Raw genomic sequence first — 19,826 nt, forward strand, 5'->3', positions numbered from 1 at the left:
GATCTTTGATAGCTTCCAAAGCAACCTTTGCTTTGAATGCAGAACTAAATTTTCTTCTCGATTTTTTCATATGTACAGTTTTAAATTTACAATTTAAATAGCTGTCTTAAAAATGGGGAGTATTATAGAATTGATGTCATTAAAATTCCCAGAAGTAAGAGTAGATGATTCATTTTTATAATATAATTTTAGTGTTTAAGTTTTTCAGTTACTTAAACTAAGTATTATCGCATATGCGTTATTAACAAACGTTTTTTAATATTCATATTCTAATTTACCTTTAATTTCTAATAATTCTTTTTCCTTATCAGGAAACATTAGCAAGAGTTTATCTACAAGTTTTTTAGCTTCACGGCAATTTTTAAATTCGCTTTCACATTGATAACTATATGATCTAACAAGTCTGTAATTAATTTCATAGTTTTTTTGGAAAATTTTTTTTGCTTTTTCATAATAAAAGATAGAATTATACCATTTTCCTTTTTCAAACCACTCATCTCCTTTATTTACAAGTATTAAAAACTCTTTTTCTTTTTTTTTGAATACTAAAGTTTTCTGATTCTTTATCTCATAATTATTTTGCTGGATTATATTAACAGTAAAATAGATCATAATACTTGTTATAATTATTGCAATAACAATAACTATTTTATTTTCTTTTCGCCTTTCCTTTATTATTTTTTTTCTTATTCGTTGTAGTTCTTCCTTTGAGGCTTTTTTTAAATTTAATTTTCCTTCAGTAGCATTTAAGTATTCTTTTTTAATGTTAAGGAAAGTCCGTTCCTTTTTAAATAGTCTTTTAGACCTTAGCAACTTTTTATTATTACTTAAGCTCGTTATCATCGCTTGAATACTTCCTCCTCCTCCTAACATTTTTTGATATTTATTGATAAGTAGATATAACCAATAGGATATATTTCTATTTATAGGTATATATAAAAATATATTTGTTACAAAGATTCTATAAAAAACAATTAGAATAGTAGCCTACCATGTTTTCGTTGCCTCTATTATAAATAGTCAGTAAATTAAAAATTCATGAATGCTATTAAGCCTTTAATAAGTAGTTTAATATATACTAAATAAATAATTTAGTTGCCTGATTATCAAGATAATTGTCATTTATATTTTAATGATTTATAAACTCGTTTATATTATTTTTGACAGGGTTAGTTGTATATATGTTTTCAGTACATCAGAAAGATTGAAAACAACAACAAAATGGTTTGGAAAAAATCATTGAAATCCGATCCATAAGAACACCAAACTAATATATGTCCAAAAGATGGAAAAAATAATATGAACTATGGTTTCAAACGCTTTACCTTTCCAAAGCTCAGAAGAATATCCGAAAAATTGAAAAATCAGTCGTACTACCCAGAATATACCAAGTCCTGCTGCCACTTTTTTACCTAGCGAAGTAGTTATTAGCTCCCGAGCTTCTGTAAAACATAACCATCCCATTAAAAAAACAATAAGTGCAATAAAAAAAGTGTGTATATACATCACTTGTCTATTTATTAAACTCAGGGAACTTAACTCTTTTTTCCAATCAAAATACTTAGGAAATATAATGTGAATACATCCCAGTATCATAAGTGATATGCCAATTATTTTAAGATGTAGTTCCATTTTTTTCTAATATAAAGGTGGAAATAAAAGGAGTGATTTTGATTTCGTTACTCACTCTAAAATTGGCTGAGGAGAATGTGCGCATCCATGTGGATTTAGAATGAAAATGCAAAAAACCAATCGTATATGCCATAAAATTGGTGATATCCCGTAAATGTTCCATCATCACAAGCTGTCCATCGGGCTTTAGGATTCGGTTTAATTCTTTAAAAAATAAGATGCGCTCTTCTTCATTTCTAATTTCATGAGCAGATAAAATTGCGAATACTTTATCTATAGAGTTATCTGCTAATGGTAATGTTGTGGTCTTAATTGATTTTGTGCCAGCATAAGGAGGATAGGCTTTTCTTGCTCTTTTAATAGATACTTCTGTATGCTTAAGGGGATCATAAAAATCTAAAACGGTACAATCAGCTTGTTTAAATTTATGTTTTAAAAATGCACTGGATTCATCCAAACCTGCATTGATATTAACAATTTTCTGAGGATTTTGTGTGTCCATATTTTCTATCCAATCAAAGCGATATAAATCAGATACATCATAAACATACCAGGAAACTACTAATGAAATGAACAAGGTGACCAATATCGCAGTACAAACTACGTAGAGTGTAGAACTGATTAACACGTTACTATTTGTAGCAATTAAGATAAGAACGCTTACTATACCTATGGCAATGATATAGAAGTGCCAGTTAAACCGGATAATGTTCAATACTCCTTGAAAAGGCTTTCTTACTGGTTCCATATCTCCTTTTTGCCTTTTTTCCAATAGTAAGGAATGTTAGTAATTACAAATGCATTGGCCAGAATAACGTTTGTAAGTTGTAATGTGTTTAGAAATGAAATATGAGATGCATTAATTTGTATTGGTGTTGGTTTCCAATTTTGCCTGACTCCTTCAATAATTAATACTTCTTTGGTTTTTTGATTATAAGTGAATGTAAAAGGCAAAGGACCTGCAAACCTTCTTGCTTCTTTCCAATCTTTAAAAGGAGAGTCAGCGGGTAATGAAACCGTAGTAGAATCAAGATCAATTTCGATATTAAAATCGGAAGATAAAGATTTAATACTCCTGATGGATTCTCTTTGTTGCTGCACAATGTCAGTGGTGGTATAGTTATAATGAGTAAAGAGATTTCCTATAAACTCCATTTTCTTTTTATCAGTTTCTGATTTTAAAATATACAGTCCCCTTAATCGTTTACCGGCACTATTAGTATATCTGACAAAAATGCGATATCCAATAAGAAAAAAATTATTTCCCATCCACTTAGGAAAACCCTTAGGACGTAATTCTTTAGTTTGTACCATCGCCATTGCTATAAAAGCCCAAGTGTCATTAAAAGTATCCAATTCCAGACACGGAGGTATGAGATGTTCTATCTCTTCCTTAGGAACGGCAAAGGTGAGCACAGTAGAGCTTTCAAAAAATGCTTCGACAGCAAAAGGATGGTCTTTTAAAAAATCTAGCATACCTGATTTTTGGAAATTGTATTTTTATTATTTAAAACAAACTCATTAAAATAAACGAAAATAATAAAGAGCAATGCAAAACTTGAATTAGCCTTTCCCCACAATAATAAATCAGGAACTAAAACAAATTCTAATATATTCATAGTTGCTACAATCAATATTTGTAGTATCGCATTTACTTTAGGCTTGATACCACTAATAATCCATATTGCCATTATAATTTCTGATATTCCTATTAAAAATGTCAATTCTCTGGCATACGTTTCTCCAAGAATTTCCCCAACAATCTCCTGGTGTCTGGGAACCATATTCAGGACTTTACAGAAGAGTCCATTAAGTATCCAGACCAGTGCTATCAGATACCTGAAAATTTTTTGCATTTTTTGTTGTGTCATAATGAAAAGCGTTCAATCATTAATTGTTATCAAGTTACAGCTGGTTACGATTGGTCTGTAATATCCGGAATATTCCGTGAGTTTCTAAAAGTACGACAGGTTAAATGTAATTAATATTTAGTAACTTTAAGTCATTACACAAACTCTAAACCAACTTACCATGTTCTTCACATTTTTAAAACCCAGCGTTACTAATTTTATTTATTTTTTTATAATATCTCTTATTACAGGTACCATACAACAAGGATTTTCTCAAGATAATTATACCATTGGTGTAGGTATTTATGATATTACCGGGCAAATCGCAGAAACTAATTATTTTGGCTATGCAGACCCATTACACAGAAATAACGGAATACGGGATCGGCAATATGCACGGGCGTTTATTATTCAGGAACCCGATGGACAACCTGTTGTTTTTGTAAATATAGATAAAGGTGCGACTTTTCAGTCTGTGAATCTTGCCGTTATGGAAAAACTCAAGGTACAATATGGTGATTTGTATCAAGATGAAAATGTATTGATCAGTGCAACTCATACCCATGTAGCTGCCGGAGGATTTTCTCATTTTACACTCTACGAGTTAGCAACTGGAGGATACTGGAAAACTAATTTTGATAATCTGGTGGATGGCATTTATGGAGCAATTGTACGCGCCCATAATACGATGGCATCGGGAAGTATCTTTTATAATAAAGGATCGCTTACTAATGCCAGTATTAATCGATCTCTTATAGCCTATGCTAATAATGCAGACGCATCGGATTTTTCTAGTATAGATGATGAAATGACTGTTTTAAAATTTGTTCAGAACGGAACAGAAGTAGGAATGATTTCGTGGTTTGGAGTACATGCAACCAATTTATCAAACACGTATACACATAATAGTGGTGATAATAAAGGATATGCATCTTTAAAATTTGAACGTCTTAAAAATTCTACATATGAATCATCAGGATCTTTTGTAGCAGCCTTTGCGAATACGAATGCCGGTGATATGTCTCCTAATTTGAATCTTCCTCCTGATAATGAACCGAATCAAAATGCTACCGGACCAGGAGTAAATGAAGAAGAGAGTACAGATATTATTGGGTTTCGTCAATATGAAAAAGCCTTAGAACTTTATAATACAGCTACAACACAATTAACAGGATCTGTAAAGATAGTATCACGATATAGCGATTTTTCTGATATTACGGTAGCCTCAAAATTTACTGATGGAGAGGAACAAAATACCTGTATTGCGGCTTTAGGAGTTTCGTTTACAGCAGGAGCAGAAGACGGTAGAAGCGGACTGGGGATTAAAGAAGGGATTACTAAGAATCCAAATATTGGTACGACTATAGATAGATGTCATGGTGAAAAACCAATTGCTCCTTTATTTTTACTAGGTAGCAACGAGGAGGATCCTGCTACGCCAAAAATTCTACCTACCAGTATTTTAAAAATTGGACAATTAGGAATTCTGGCAGCACCGGCAGAATTTACCATTATGTCAGGGCGTAGAGCCAGAGCAACGGTGGCGGCAGTACCAGGAACAGGTATCACAGAGACGGTATTTGCAGGATATGTCGATGCCTATGCTGGTTATGTTACGACAAGAGAAGAATATGCATCACAACAATATGAAGGGGCAAGCACACACTTTGGCCCATGGACATTAGGAGCATATCAACAGGAATTTGAACGGTTGGCTCAGCAATTAGCAGATCCCTCTGTAGACCCTTGGCCTGTTCCGGAACCAGCTATTCCTTTTAAAAACCCTCCTGCGATTAATGTTACTACTCCAATTTTGTATGATAGTGCACCGTTTTTTAGGAATTTTGGTGATATTGATGAAGATGTAGATGCCTTGTATGCTAAAGGAGCAACCGCTGAGGTTGTTTTTTGGGGTGCGCACCCCAATAATGATCTAAAAGTTAATAAAACATATTTGGTTATCGAATTGCAGGATGGCGCTGATTGGGTACCCGTATATACCGATAGAGATCCAATCACTAAATTAACATGGAATCGTAGTGGAGTTTCTAATTCTAAAATAACGATAGGGTGGAAGATTCCTTTAGATATGACTACAGGATATTACCGTATCAGACATTTTGGAACCTGGAAACAAATATTTAGTGGTCGTTTTATTGAGTATACCGCAACGAGTAGTACTTTCTTTGTAGGTAATGAGGATGAATTGGATCAAGAGGCAATAAAAATGAAGGCCATTACAGAAAAGTCACAGCATATAAGTTCTGATCTATCTGTATATCCTAACCCGACAAAAGGGGAGGTACTATTGCAGCTACCAGATAATTTCATAGGATCTTATACGCTAGTGGATATGTCAGGAAAAACGATAAAAGCAGGACAAATCAATGAACAAAACTTTATACCCATGCAGACAGGAGAATCAAATGGAATCTATTTTCTCAATATTCAACAAATTGATGGAAAGAAGTATATTTTTAAGTTAATAAAGGAATAAATGCCAGAATCCATTAATAGAGAATGTTTACATTGTTCATACCTGTAGCTTCTTTTATTGTATCGTAATGCGAAATCAACAAAGCTTCTACTCAAGTTATGGTGAATAGTTTTAAGTTTATCAAAAACCTGCTGGATTTGGGGAAATATAATAGATATATTACTACTTTGCAGGATATATAATTGTTGTGGTTAATGTAAAAAAATGCTGAATACATAAGAAAAAGAGCTAAACTTATGACTAAAAAAAATCTTCTATTTGTAAGAATAACTCAAGATGTCTTAACCAATAGCGCTCAAGGATTATTCAGTTTTGTTCAACACTTTAATATAAATATTGTTGCTGAAGACATAAAAAATGTTGGAGAATTGGAAGCGCTTTTAAGAGGTAATCGTTATGACTATATATATTTAGCTGGACATGGAGACGAAACTTGTTTTACCGATAATCAGGACTTTAATCTTACCTGGAGTGAAATCGGAAATCTGATTTGCGAAACAAACTGTTTAAATCCTGAAAGCATAATAATGTTATATTGCTGTAAAGGTGGAATGGGTTCGGTTGTTTATCAACTTATGGGAATGTGCGAAAATATAAAATACGTTTGTGGAGCTAAACAATCTGTTAGTAGCCTTGACTTGACAACCGCATTTACAATGTTTCTATATCATTACGAACACAGACATATAAATCCAGTTATTTCGGCACAAAAAGCTTCATTAGCTACTGACATAAGATTGGAATGCTATGATAGAGGAGATGTAGAAATGAACCCCTTATTTCATCAACACTATTTTTGTGAAGAATGTGGAAAAGGTATTACAGAAGAAGAATAAATCACTAACCACAACAATGCTAAGAAAACATATGGAGTTTGTGCTAAACTGAAATGTCTGTGAGTAATAGCAATGTCCGCTAAATATAAAATTTGGTGTTTGTAGAAGAAAAGATAAAAGCAACATATTTATATTTGGCTTAGTGTCAATCCGTAACGAATTGATTATCAAATACTCTATATTTCTTGCGCTTAACATTGTACGTAATATAGAAAACAAAATATTAAAAAAATGAGGGTAATTTATTTATCAATTGTAATGAGCTTTTTAATAAATTGCACATCTACAAATTCAATTAAGGAAGTTCAAAAAATAAAAGAAATTCAAACAAGAAACCTATCATATAGCGATAAAATTGAAAATTTTGACCTTTTAAATCTTAGTAAAAAAAAGTTTGCTCCTAATACGAATAGTTCTTATGTGTTTTTAAATAAAAATAATGATACAATAGAAAAAGGAGGTTCAACAATTAATGGAGATTTTTTTTATAAAGAATTATGGATTTATAATGATAAAAATCAAAAAATAAAAGAGTTAAATTTAGATAAAAACAATGAAACGGCATCAGAAGAACTTTACTTTTATAATGATTCAGGTCAAATAATCAAAAGTACGTTTAGGGATACAAAAAAAGATATACTTATCAATAAAACTATTTATGAATACGATAAATCAGGAAATAACATAAAAAAAATTGGGAGTAGAGAAGATGGACGTTTAAGTTTTAGGTTTGAAAAAAAATATGATGAAAAAGGAAATTTGATTGACTTTAAAAGGTTTCATTGGACTAATACTCTTAGTGACTGGTATCAATATACATATGAAAATAAAAAAGTTGTAGAGAAAAAAGAACTAGATTCTTTGGGAAATGAAATTCAACGATGGAACTATAAATATGAATTTGATAATTCAGATAAAACAATGATGATCAAAGAGTTATATAATGATAAATTGAGCCAAATAACAAGCTATAAAGATTCATTAATTATTAAAAAAGAGATAGTAGATTATAATAAAACTTTCTACAAATATAGTTTTGATAAAAATCATAATTGGGTTAAAAAGATTACTTTCTCAAATAAAAATAAAACTACTTATTTGACTGAAAGAACTATTACTTATTTTAAATAAATTACTATACACAACATTACGTAAAAATATATTAAAACACATTTTACATTAAACATTAGCACACATTGCGGAAAAATAAATGATGAGAATAATATATTGCGATAGTGTTTTTGATAATAAAGTAATTGAACCTGATTATGAAGAAGAAAAGAAATCTGCTGTTAATGCTGGATTTGACTTTTCATTAATAAGTTTTGAAGAATTGACTGACGGGAACATCGCAAAAGCTTTACAGTTTGTTAAACAACCGGAAAATAAACAACTTGGAATTTATAGAGGTTGGATGCTTACTCCAAACCAATACCAAAATCTTTATAAGGGGCTTCTAAAGAAGAATATTGAGTTAATAAATTCTCCAACTGAATATAAACATTGCCATTATCTCCCAGATTCATACAAAAAAATAGAGTTTAAAACGCCAAAATCAAATTGGACAACGGAATTGACTAATGATGCAATACTTGAATTGACAAGTCATTTTGGAGAAAAACCTATAATAGTAAAAGACTTTGTGAAATCTGAAAAGCATAACTGGGATGAAGCCTGTTTTATTCCAAATGCATCTGATTCTGCTATAATAAAGTCTGTAGTAGATAAGTTTATAGAATTGAGAGGAGATTCACTAAACGAAGGATTAGTATTTCGTGAGTTCGAAGAACTCGAGTTTTTAACGGAACACTCAAAAAGCGGAATGCCTTTAACTAAGGAATTTAGAATCTTTTTTGCGAATAAGAAAATAGTAAAAGTGTTTGATTATTGGGATGAAGGAGAATACGGAAATACAAAACCTGAACTTGATGATTTTATCAAAATAGCTCAAAATATTGATAGCAAATTCTTTACAATGGACGTTGCTAAGAAGAAAAACGGAGAATGGATAATTATGGAACTTGGAGATGGACAAGTTGCTGGATTATCTGATAACGCAGACAGCAAAGAATTTTACAATATCCTAAAAGAAAACGTACTACAAAAGCTTGTATAGTGCCTATGCTTCATTTGGGAAACAAACGAACCATACAAGAGACTTGAACATAATAGAGAACAACTTAAACGAAAATCATATGGATAGATTGCTTTTAACTCTGATAAGTATAATAATAACCTTACAACTCTTCGGTCAAACGGAATTTAAGACATACAAAAATGGACTTATTTATAGTGACGAAACTATGAATAAACTTGGAAATATTGTGGATTCATTAAACTTTAAGTACAAGACTTGCGATTTAAATACAGTATTCAATTCAAAACCTCAAACAATCGGACATATTATTAGATTAGATACCAATAATATAAAACAAGCAAAAAAGGACTTGGATAATAATATTTCTTTCGAATCATTTATTGAAAAATATCCGAATTCTGAAATTGAGAAAAATGTATTAATAATAAAGTATAAATACCAAAATTATAAACATGAAGAGGTTGTTAGATTCAGCGAAGTAGACTTTAATAGTAGCTATGGGTTTAAAATACAACAAACCAATCAAAAAGGACTGTATAATAAACAAGTTGAAAATACCTGGCTGTACGATTATAACGAAAAGTCTGAATATTCTAAAGAATCAATACGTGCGTTCTATTTTTCTCAGGAATTCAAGACTACACCACTTGATCTAAAGTATTGCAGACAAATAGGATATTCTGATTGTCTAATTGATACTCTGACTACTAAATTCAAGAATGATTCAAAATCAGGATGGGTTGAACTTCCTAAAAATTGGCAAAATATTTCTTCAAAAAAACAAAAAAAACTTCTTGATATGATGCGATCCACAAAAGTTGTTGGAGGTTGCAGTATGGATAGTAGACCAAGAGAACATGCAATTCACATAGCTTTACTTTCAGCAGAAACAACTAATTGGGAAGTTTTTTTAAAATCTCATTTGGACATAATGAATGATAGATTCGATAGGATGTCAGATGGAAGTTATGCTTGGGCAGAACGTAAAACTTATATCAAAGAGCTGGAAGAGTTAGATATTAATGTAGTTGACTTACTTATTGGGATTTCCTTTCGAATTGAAAATCCATCGACAAACCATTACTATGGACGTATTGGGAGCCTAGGTAGAGCAATTTCTGAATCAAAAAACAAAGAACAGTTTAAAAAACAAATGTTATCTATGATTGAAGATTCCGAATTGGATGATTACAACAGAGTACTTACCTATTTTTTATACATCAGTTATAATAAATCATTAGAAAATGAAGTGGAGCAAAAAGAAAATTTAATTCAATTAAAGCAATCTATCAATAAAATGCCTGTTTATTTAAGTGACAAAATCAAGATTAATCAAAAATAACGACACCCAACACGTTAAATGAAAACATAGCTTCCTTCTGGACGCTATGCTTCATATACTAATTGTTATAAGTCGTAAGGTAAAATAATTGAAATTAATTATGGAGTTTCTGAAAAAATTATTTGGAAAAAAAGAAAAACTAGTCGAAAAAGATTTTGCGGAAGAAGAACGTAACATGGATTATGAATTAAAGTCTAAAGGACTAGAAGATGTTCTAGGAAAGATGCATAATATGGTAGGGCACGCAATAATACCATTTGCAATTGGAGGAACTGTCGATATGTACTATTTTCCTAATCATATAAAAGGAACTGGATTTGCAACAATGGAATTATTAGACCCTGATGGTAATGGTCCGCTTCAAAATAAATTAGGAACATATGAATTGGTTGCTTTTACAAAATTCGATTATAACCCGATTGAAGAAACTCAAACGCCATTTAATCTAATTGAAAGAAAAGCTTGTGGATTTTTAACTTCTATTGGAATGTATTCTTCGCAAGCCATACTTAACCCGAAGGAGACTATAGAAGTTCCTAATGGAGAAAACGAAGAAAATACTTGTTTAATTTTTGACCTGTATGAACCGGATGGAAAGAAATTTAGAATAGGAGGTAGAGAACACCATTTATTACTCTGTCTACAAGTATTTAGAAGTGAAATGGATTATGCTAGACAAAATGGAAGTGACGAGTTGTTTAAAATACTAAAAGAAAAAGGAATTTATCCTTATAGCGATTTGGATAGAGATTCTGTAATTTGAAAAACCAACATACAACGATTTGCATATACACCCTCTGGAATGCAAACGCAGCATACAAGAGACATTGGCATTAATTAAGAAAACTGAAATGAAAATTATAGAAGCTCATAGAAAAGAATACATTATTTCAACTGACAAGGATAAATTAGATATTTTGAGCATTCACAAATTCCTTGCAAATGAGACTGATTGGGCTAACGGAATTCCATTCAATACTTTAAAAACATCAATTGAAAACTCTTTGAATTTTGGTCTTTATTACAAAAACAAGCAAATTGGCTTTGCTAGAATAATTTCAGACTATTCGACTATTGCATATTTAGGAGATGTTTATGTTCTAAAGGAATATAGAGGAAAGGGATTAAGTAAATGGTTGATAAATGAAATAATGGAGCACCCTAATCTTCAGGGTTTAAGACGCTGGATTTTATTAACTGATACCGCTGAATGGCTTTATCAAAAGTTTGGGTTTACAGAAATACCTAATCCTGAATTATATATGGAGAAACATAATCCGAATGTATATAACAGAATAGATCAAACTACTGTCGACAATAGTGATAATTAATAAGGTCTTTAGTGTTTTGTCCAAAGTTTAGTGTAATCTCATAAAGTCCGTCAAATCTTTTGATTTGGCTTTTAAAATGTAAAATTAAAACAAAATAAAAAGTTTTGGCTAAGTGCAAGTTCGAAAGTTAGCGTTTCCTTACTTCCTTACTAATCATAGCCGAAGCGGTCGTGCGATACTCAAAAAATTATAGGAATACTATGGACTACCAAACATTTGAACCTCATTCTGACTTAAAATCATTAGTTAGTTGTTATTGGACATTGGAAGTACCTATGCAGTCTGATCCGCAAAAACAACGAATAGTACCTGATGGTTGTATTGAGATGGCGTTTATTCTAGGAGATGACATAAAGCGGTACACTTCGGAAAATGATTACATACTTCAACCTCGTGCTATGGTACTCGGACAAACGATTGATCCTTTTTACATTGAGCCAACAGGATTTGTTAAATCATTTGCTGTGCGATTTTATCCTTATGGGTTTGCTAATTTTGTTACCGAACCAATTAGCAATTTAGCAAATAAAGAAACCCCAATAAACCAACTTTTTGAAATGGAAAATGCAGAAGATCTGGAGCAAAAAATAATCAAAGCGGAAAGTACGGAACAACGAATAAGCATTATCGAAAAATTTCTTTTGGATGAGCTTAATAACGAAAGAACAATTAATAGGATTGTAAAAAATACTGTGCATACCCTTTTATCAACAAATGGAAGTGCTTCAATACAATCAATCCTCAAAGGCGACTTATCAAAACGAAGACAACTCGAAAGAAATTTCAAAAAGCAAATTGGTGTAAGCCCTAAACAATTGGGAAAAGTGATTCGACTACAAACCGCTTTAAAAATGTTACTTACCCCAAAGTCTGATAACTTAACAGATATTGCATATAAAAGTAAATACTTTGACCAAGCACATTTTATAAAAGACTTTAGAGAATTTACGGGAACAAATCCCAAAGAGTTTCTTGCTCACGAAAGTTTGGCTCTTTCTGCTCTTTTTTATAAATAATGCATTCATAGTGTCGCATTTATACAATTCTAAGCGATTTTTTACTTTTAATTTTGTTTCTTAATCAAAGCGGAAAATGAAAAATATAATACTTATTACAATTACTATCTGGACCTTTAGTTTTGTATCCTGCAAAAACAAAAGGACTACAGCTTCTGAGTCAAGTCCAATAAAAGAAACGACCATCAAAAATGATAAGAATATGAATAGTTTTATATCAATATTTGAGATTCCAGCCACAGACATTTCACGAGCGATTAAGTTTTACAAAGAAATTTTAGGAGTAGAAATAGAGAAATTGGATTTCCCGGAAATGGAAATGGGCTTATTTCCATACCAAAACCAGATAGTTACAGGAGTTATTATAAAAGGAGAAGGTTACGAACCTTCTGCCAGTGGTGTTACTATTTACCTTAATGGTGGAGATAATCTACAAACAATTCTTGATAAAGTGGAAGGAAATGGCGGAAAAATTATTATTCATAAAACACTTCACGCTGACGAGAGTGGATTTTTTGCCATTTTCCACGATTCTGAAGGAAATAAAATCGGACTTCATTCACCGAATTAAAAAAGAGCGATCACACAAAAATAGTTATAATTAATACTGGTCTTTAGTGTTTAATCCAAAGTTTAGTGTAATTTTATAAAGTTCGCTTAATCTTTTGATTTGGCTTTAAAAAAACATAAATATTTTTTTGGCTAAGTGTTTAATCTAAAATTAATCGTTTGTTGATTCCCGCACCATAGCAGAGGTTCTTATAGACAATAAAACATATTGAATACAAAATCCTTATATACCCTTTCTTTCGATTTTGGATAGCAATGATTTGCTATAAGCACTCATTACCAAAGGAAGCTTGGGTTTCAAATCCCAAAAATGGAGACGGTGGGTATGTCTTGGGATGTTTTATTAGGAGAATGAAAGTATATCAAATCCGTCATATAATTTGACTCGTGCTTTTGTCTATATAATCCATTAGTAGGACTTGCTTAATCATTAAAGACAAAGATAAAATAGAAGGTTACGGACCTAAATACTTTAATAAACTAATATTTAAACTTGCAAAAATTCACTTACTCAACTGGATTGGCTTTAATGAAGAAAGGTGTTTATATAATCCTCAATTAGCAAATAGAGTTCTAAGGATTCGGAAAGTAGTGGAATGGCAGACAAACAAGATGTTTGATAATAAAATTATCTGGAAGAAATAAAAAGAAAATGATATGAAGTTCGATTCATTTCCAAAAATTGAAAGAACCAAAGTTTTGCAAGGAAGATTTGTGCCAGGAGTAATCAATAATGGAGGAAGTTACTTCTTTATTAATCTTCAAGTATTTGAAGATGGACTTATTGATTGTTGGGAAATGGTAGATTTAGAATTATTTAAAGGAAAATTAAATTCTGGTTGGGTTTCACCAACAATTCCGAACGGGAAAAAACTTTCAATACATCATTTAGGAAATTGGACAATAAAAAGCGGAGAATGGTTTTTTGATAAAGAATCGTATTTTATCCATATAAAAGAAGTTATTAAAGAATTAAACCCAGAATTAAAAAATCTTTATAACTGCTTTGGCACTACGACAAAAAAAGTTGGCAAAACGAATGTTTCTTTATTAGGAATGGCAGATGGGAAACCGATTAGAGTAGAAAACCCAGAGAATTATTTCTCAAAAAAACATCAAGGAGATAACTTTCAGAGCTTCCTGAAAATTGATGACCTAAATTACCATTTAGTAAATATAAATATCTTTGCTGACTCTCAAATTCAAATTTTTGGGATTGAAGACCCTAAACTAGTTACGGTTAATGAATTCAATTTACTTGTTAAAGACGGCGAAATATTAACAGAACTTCCCGAAGATTCTATCGTTCACATATATGGTTTTGGAAAATGTACAGTAGGGACTTGTCAATATTCTGAAAATATAGAAGAGAAACTGAGTGAAATTAAGGATATCATATCTCAACTAAATGGAGACAAAACTACTTCTGAAATTTGTCTGGAAGTTTATAACAAATATATTAATAATCCAACTGTAAAATTAAAAAACGAATTGCGGATTGCTTATGAAAACATTCCCGAACATCTAAGAACTTATGTTTTAAAAGATATGGATGTAAAAGATATTCCAATCCGAATGATTATTTACGGAGAGAAAGAAATTGAAAGATGGTCTCACTATCTAATTTCGAAAGAAGAAGGATATGAACTACCCCATCTGAATGTTCCTAAACCGAAAGATGAATAAAGTAGATAATAATTTTTGTAGTTCATTTGCTATGCGAAGGTAGCAAACACAGCATAAAATATACATTGTAGCGCAATGGAAGAAACAGTGATCGATTATAAAAACATACTAAACAATATTAAACGTTACGTCTCTTTAAATGAAGAGGACGAACAACAATTTATTTCAATAGTAAGAACAACAAAAATCAAACGCAAGCAATTTATTGTGCAACCAAATTTTATTTGTTCGCATCAAACTTATGTGTTAAAAGGAGCGTTTAAAAGTTATTTTATGAATGATGAAGGAACAGAACACACCATTCAGTTTGCAATAGAGGATTGGTTTATAAGCGACTTTAATAGTTACGTAAATCAAAGCCCTGCATCTTTATTTGTTGAAGCTCTAGAGGATTCAACTGTTCAGCAAATTGCGTATGAAGATGTTGAGAATCTCTGTGATAAAAATCCAAAATTTGAACGTTTTTTTCGATTAGTTGCTCAAAAATCATTTGCCTTTTCTCAACGAAGAGTATTATCTAATCTAGGTAAGTCTGCTGAAGAACGATATTTGGAATTTTTTAATCTATATCCTTCTATCGTACAAAGAGTACCTCAGTATGCATTGGCTTCCTATCTAGGAATGTCTCCGGAGTTTTTAAGTAAAATAAAAAAACGTTTGACTACAAAATCTTGAACTAGTTCAAGATAATTTCATAATCCAGTTCATTTTTAAAATTGGCATATCGCCACAACTTTGTAAAGTCAATTTTGACTTCAATTAAAAACAGAGTAAAATGAACACAGAAAAAAATTCCTATCAAGAAAATTTAAAGGACTTACGAAGTAATCTAAATACAATGCTTCCAAAAGAGGCACTTCATGTTTTCGATACTGACGCAGAAAATCTGCAATTAAATCACAAATCAATTTTAAAGCTAAAAGTGGGTGAGAAAGCACCAGATTTTTCACTTTCAAATGCAACTAATAAAACCATTACGCTTTCAGACTTACTTGAAGAGAAGAAAGTTGTGCTTACCTTTTATAGGGGTTCTTGGTGTCCATATTGTAATCTTCAATTAGCTCACTATCAAAAGTCATTACTACATATTAAGGCTTTAGGAGCTCGATTGGTTGCTATTTCACCACAAACACCTGATGAATCTTTAAATGTAAAAGAAAAAAACGAACTCAATTTTGAGGTTTTGAGCGATAACGGAAATATTGTAGCTAGAAAATATACGTCTGTTTTTAAAAATGCAGATACATCCATAAACACAATGACAGAACTGGGGTTTGATTTTGATAGACATTACTCTGATGATTCCAGAGAATTACCAATTCCAGCAGTATTTATAATCGAAAAAGATGCTACAATTTCTTTTGCAAAATCTTTGGGTGGAGACTACAGAAACCGTGTAGAAGTTTCAGAAATCATTAACGTTTTAAAAAAATAATATAATGAAAAATAAAATATGGTTAGTCACTGGGATATCTAGTGGATTGGGTAAAGCACTTGCTAAATCAGTAATAGAAAAAGGAGATTTTGTAATCGGAACATTTCGCCACGAATCACAAGTAGTAGAATTCAATAAAAAGAACCTCAAAAACGCAAAAGCAATCTTATTAGATATTACTGATGAAAAGAACATCGATAATAGCATCGATAAAATTATTTCGGAATATGGAAAAATTGACGTTTTAGTAAATAACGCAGGAGTGGGGTTTGTAGGTGCGATTGAAGAAACTTCTATGCAAGAAGTGAGAAGCGTTTTTGAACCAAACCTTTTTGGAACGATAAAATTAACTCAAAGTATTTTACCTTTTATGCGTAAAGAAAAAAAAGGACATATTGTTCAAATTTCATCTCACGGAGGAATTAAGGGGTTTGCTGGATTTGGAATTTATAATGCGAGCAAGTTTGCAGTTGAGGGATTTAGCGAAGCATTGGCACAAGAAATTGCACCACTCGGAATTAAGGTTTCGATAGTTGAGCCGGGACCATTTCGAACAAAATTTGCAGGAAATGGACTTGGTCTTGCCAAAAATAAAATTGATGACTATTCTCAAACCGCAGGCGCTTTTAGAACTAAATTAAAAAGCGTGGACGGAAAACAAGAAGGCGACCCTGTAAAAGCCGCAAAAGCAATTATTGGTTTGGTTAATTCAGAAAATCCTTCACTTCGTTTACCGCTTGGTAAAGTTGCACTTATGACAATTGGAATGAAATTGGACAGCGTAAAATCGGACTTAGAAACAAACAGGAAAGTGGCCGAAAATGCTGTGTACGAATAGAAAACATATGACAATATTTTTTGAAAAATAGCGGTTCAGGTGAAAACCTGAACTGTTTTGTGACTAATTAGTATATTGCTTCCCGAGAAGTTGGTATCTTTTTATATATTACGTTTCATACACAAGACCATTGACAAACATTAAAAACGATAAAATTATAAATAAATTAAAAACGTTTTTTATCCTAATAGTAATACGAAAGGGATTTACTCTTATAATTCGGGAAAATTAATGAATATAAAAGTACTCTATAATTTAAAAGGAAATTCAATAGATTATGGTACTTTAAAAAATGGTAACGGAACTGTTATTTTTTTAAATGATTTAGGTGAGATTGAAAAAACTCATTTTGTTACAGGTGGTGTTATAAAATCTATATAAAATTTTTGCTAAAAAAGGTGATCGTTGCACAAATTTCTAAAAAATAAACCATTTTAAAAATTGACGATCTAATCCCAGATTTTTGAGCGAGACATCACATATCTATAGAATATACATATCTATAGAATATAATTGTGTTCTAAATGGCTTTTTACAAACCTTAGTAAGGCTTTAAATAGCAAAAACCTTTGTTATAGCACCTGCTTCGCTTTTCACCTTCTTTAAATGACAGTAAAGCGACTTTACAGAATAGGATAACTTAACCTAAATTTATTAAAAAGCTTTTCTTCGAATACTATAAAATCAAATAAACGAAGCGAAAATAATATTAAGGCAGTATTAATTTTTTGTTAACTTGTGCAACAGTCACAACATATAAAAACATTGGGCGGTTTAGACCGAATTTGTAATATGGCATTTAAAAAATGAGGTGTATTAAAAGGATATTCTTCAAAAAAATATTAGTTAAGTAGTTTGAAAAAAGTGGTTATAATAAAAAAATAGAATGAAAAAATTTTTAAAAATTATAACGATAGGCTGTTTAGGTATTTTTTCTATATTCTTTATTTTTTTATTTATTTTATTTTACCCTATTATTTTTCCTGATACACCTGAGGAAATTGAAAGGAAGAGAGTTGAGTTAAAAGAAGAATTGAAAGCGGAAATTGAAAATAAAACAATCGAGGATTATCTTACTACATTAAATATAAAACCCAGAAATCAAAAAAGTTCTGAATTTAATTCTTTAATTACAGAATTTAAAAATCAAAAACATCGTTTTAAATTTAAAAAATGTGAGTTTAGTTATAATGACAATATTTTCTTTTTAGAAGATTCATTAGAACATATAACCTCTGTTTTTGGTGAATCGGATAGAATTACAAAAACAGTAACCTACAAATACCCAAAGGGTAGAATTAAAATATATGAAAGGTCATATATAAAAACGATAACCAGTAGATTTGAAAATGTATATGAAAAAAAACGTAGTCTATCTGTATACGAGTATCCGGATAGCGAAAGTTATGGCAATAAAATAGTTGAAAAAGAAGGTGAGGATAATACTGCTACTTTAAAAAGTTTGGAACAACTCAGAAGAAATGAATTAATTAAATTAAAAGAAAGTTATGGGGATTCACTTGTAGAGATATCTGATAAAATTGAGTTAGATTACGAAACCTTAGAAATAAATACAATTTTTTATAAAGATAAAAACACAGACCATTATTTACTAAATTGGTTTAAAATTAATTTCGAATATTCAGACGAGCCATATGATATAATAATTTTTAGAGATATACCTTATAGGTTAACTATGGATATGTATGATTTCTTAAATTTATCTAACTTGACTCGTAATGATTTAGATTATCATCGACTGTATTTCTATGACAAAAGCTGTTCTCTATCTAGTAACAATATTATATATACGCATATAGAATCTGAACCTTATTTTGAAACTAGTGGAGGCGGTCATTTAACATGGAGAGGACCCTATAACCCAAATAAATCTCGGTCAATAGATTATATCACTTTTTCTGTAGAGACATTAAAAGATTTAAAAAATACTGAGATGGAAAATGCTGATTTGCTGGATTGATGCTATGTTATATAATTATCGTTTTTACACTATGAAGAAAAATATTTTGTATGTAATAATGCTTTTAGGTTTGGTAAATTTTGGCTGCTTAAATGAAAAATCTAATGATCAGGATATACATTATTATAAAGAAATATTAAAACTTAAAAATATTGATCTTAAAGAAGTTGAGGTGTTTTTTGTTATTGAAGAAGAAGACTCTACTCAGAATTCTATCAGAAATGGTATAGTTTTTTGTAATACTGATAGTACACATACATTTTCTTATTCGATTGATTTACAAAATAATTCATCTTTAAAATTAACTGAAAACTATTTTGATAAATCACATCCCAGTTATAATAACAGAAGTAGTCTATGGGAAATAGCAAAATTGAATTTTCAATATCTCTATGAAATTGAGAAAATTAACCCCAAAAGTAAAGGAAAATTGAATTATAATATTATTTCGTTCAAAAAAGGATTTACACAACCAAAAGAAATATACTTGAAGGATGTAAGTATTAATATTAATAGTCAAAAGAAATAATAACTACTGCTAACACTCGTGCAGTATCCTAATGTGATTATAGTGACTAATTGATGAATCAAGTGATTCTGGCATTTTTGATAAGGTACGATGTTTGCAATCTGAAAAAGTAAGCAAACAATATGCAAAAAACTTTGAACTTGAGGTAACGTAATGCGATTTTGAGTCGAATCAGGAGATTTTTG

21 protein-coding genes are annotated in these 19,826 nt (G+C 30.8%); 16 read left to right on the plus strand and 5 right to left on the minus strand.

All coding sequences use genetic code 11. The features are described 5' to 3' along the window. Window positions 1-255 precede the first annotated feature (255 nt). The 5 genes from ABD816_RS19995 to ABD816_RS20015 form a co-directional block, all read right to left on the minus strand. Window positions 256-873: a hypothetical protein gene (locus tag ABD816_RS19995; protein ID WP_344930447.1), complete on the minus strand. Its 618-nt coding sequence runs from the start codon at window positions 871-873 to the stop codon at window positions 256-258. 363 nt (window positions 874-1,236) lie between these two features. Continuing rightward, window positions 1,237-1,506 carry a hypothetical protein gene (locus ABD816_RS20000; RefSeq protein WP_344930449.1) on the minus strand — a complete coding sequence of 90 codons (270 nt, stop codon included), beginning with the start codon at window positions 1,504-1,506 and terminating at the stop codon, window positions 1,237-1,239. 109 nt (window positions 1,507-1,615) lie between these two features. Then, a complete protein-coding gene (locus ABD816_RS20005; protein WP_344930450.1) occupies window positions 1,616-2,380 on the minus strand; it encodes a class I SAM-dependent methyltransferase in 765 nt (254 codons plus the stop codon). Then, window positions 2,368-3,108, minus strand: coding sequence for a DUF2071 domain-containing protein (locus ABD816_RS20010; protein WP_344930451.1), 741 nt, complete (start codon window positions 3,106-3,108; stop codon window positions 2,368-2,370). Before ABD816_RS20010 ends, ABD816_RS20005 begins: the two co-directional genes overlap by 13 nt. Next, a complete protein-coding gene (locus ABD816_RS20015) occupies window positions 3,102-3,488 on the minus strand; it encodes a DoxX-like family protein (RefSeq protein ID WP_344930453.1) in 387 nt (128 codons plus the stop codon). Before ABD816_RS20015 ends, ABD816_RS20010 begins: the two co-directional genes overlap by 7 nt. A gap of 175 nt (window positions 3,489-3,663) precedes the next feature. Here ABD816_RS20015 and ABD816_RS20020 point away from each other — a divergent pair, with 175 nt between their 5' ends. From ABD816_RS20020 to ABD816_RS20095, 16 genes are all read left to right on the plus strand, one after another. Beyond that, window positions 3,664-5,979 (plus strand): neutral/alkaline non-lysosomal ceramidase N-terminal domain-containing protein, encoded by a 2,316-nt coding sequence (locus ABD816_RS20020; protein ID WP_344930455.1) that lies wholly within the window; start codon window positions 3,664-3,666, stop codon window positions 5,977-5,979. Between the two features lie 236 nt (window positions 5,980-6,215). Then, window positions 6,216-6,815 carry a hypothetical protein gene (locus ABD816_RS20025; RefSeq protein ID WP_344930457.1) on the plus strand — a complete coding sequence of 200 codons (600 nt, stop codon included), beginning with the start codon at window positions 6,216-6,218 and terminating at the stop codon, window positions 6,813-6,815. Window positions 6,816-7,046: 231 nt separating this feature from the next. Continuing rightward, complete coding sequence (locus ABD816_RS20030) at window positions 7,047-7,946, plus strand: hypothetical protein (protein WP_344930458.1); 900 nt, start codon at window positions 7,047-7,049, stop codon at window positions 7,944-7,946. Window positions 7,947-8,025: 79 nt separating this feature from the next. Further along, complete coding sequence (locus tag ABD816_RS20035; RefSeq protein WP_344930459.1) at window positions 8,026-8,931, plus strand: ATP-grasp domain-containing protein; 906 nt, start codon at window positions 8,026-8,028, stop codon at window positions 8,929-8,931. Window positions 8,932-9,118: 187 nt separating this feature from the next. Next, window positions 9,119-10,255 carry a hypothetical protein gene (locus ABD816_RS20040; protein WP_344930460.1) on the plus strand — a complete coding sequence of 379 codons (1,137 nt, stop codon included), beginning with the start codon at window positions 9,119-9,121 and terminating at the stop codon, window positions 10,253-10,255. Between the two features lie 100 nt (window positions 10,256-10,355). Then, window positions 10,356-11,018: a suppressor of fused domain protein gene (locus ABD816_RS20045; RefSeq protein ID WP_344930461.1), complete on the plus strand. Its 663-nt coding sequence runs from the start codon at window positions 10,356-10,358 to the stop codon at window positions 11,016-11,018. A gap of 19 nt (window positions 11,019-11,037) precedes the next feature. Continuing rightward, window positions 11,038-11,586, plus strand: coding sequence for a GNAT family N-acetyltransferase (locus ABD816_RS20050; RefSeq protein WP_344930462.1), 549 nt, complete (start codon window positions 11,038-11,040; stop codon window positions 11,584-11,586). A 200-nt stretch (window positions 11,587-11,786) separates the two neighbouring features. Further along, entirely contained in the window at window positions 11,787-12,602 is an 816-nt protein-coding gene (locus tag ABD816_RS20055) for an AraC family transcriptional regulator (protein WP_344930464.1), read from the plus strand. Between the two features lie 76 nt (window positions 12,603-12,678). Next, complete coding sequence (locus ABD816_RS20060) at window positions 12,679-13,173, plus strand: VOC family protein (RefSeq protein WP_344930465.1); 495 nt, start codon at window positions 12,679-12,681, stop codon at window positions 13,171-13,173. A 656-nt stretch (window positions 13,174-13,829) separates the two neighbouring features. Continuing rightward, a complete protein-coding gene (locus tag ABD816_RS20065) occupies window positions 13,830-14,858 on the plus strand; it encodes a DUF7638 domain-containing protein (RefSeq protein ID WP_344930467.1) in 1,029 nt (342 codons plus the stop codon). A 75-nt stretch (window positions 14,859-14,933) separates the two neighbouring features. Beyond that, complete coding sequence (locus ABD816_RS20070; protein ID WP_344930468.1) at window positions 14,934-15,533, plus strand: Crp/Fnr family transcriptional regulator; 600 nt, start codon at window positions 14,934-14,936, stop codon at window positions 15,531-15,533. Window positions 15,534-15,633: 100 nt separating this feature from the next. Continuing rightward, window positions 15,634-16,293: a peroxiredoxin-like family protein gene (locus ABD816_RS20075; RefSeq protein WP_344930470.1), complete on the plus strand. Its 660-nt coding sequence runs from the start codon at window positions 15,634-15,636 to the stop codon at window positions 16,291-16,293. Between the two features lie 4 nt (window positions 16,294-16,297). After that, window positions 16,298-17,131, plus strand: coding sequence for an oxidoreductase (locus ABD816_RS20080; protein WP_344930472.1), 834 nt, complete (start codon window positions 16,298-16,300; stop codon window positions 17,129-17,131). A 231-nt stretch (window positions 17,132-17,362) separates the two neighbouring features. Beyond that, on the plus strand, window positions 17,363-17,512 hold the full coding sequence (locus ABD816_RS20085) for a hypothetical protein (protein WP_344930474.1): 150 nt from the start codon (window positions 17,363-17,365) through the stop codon (window positions 17,510-17,512). Window positions 17,513-18,017: 505 nt separating this feature from the next. Next, complete coding sequence (locus tag ABD816_RS20090) at window positions 18,018-19,112, plus strand: hypothetical protein (protein ID WP_344930475.1); 1,095 nt, start codon at window positions 18,018-18,020, stop codon at window positions 19,110-19,112. 31 nt (window positions 19,113-19,143) lie between these two features. Further along, a complete protein-coding gene (locus ABD816_RS20095) occupies window positions 19,144-19,641 on the plus strand; it encodes a hypothetical protein (RefSeq protein ID WP_344930477.1) in 498 nt (165 codons plus the stop codon). Window positions 19,642-19,826: the final 185 nt, after the last annotated feature.

It is taken from the genome of Aquimarina addita, assembly GCF_039539305.1.
Lineage (GTDB): Bacteria > Bacteroidota > Bacteroidia > Flavobacteriales > Flavobacteriaceae > Aquimarina > Aquimarina addita.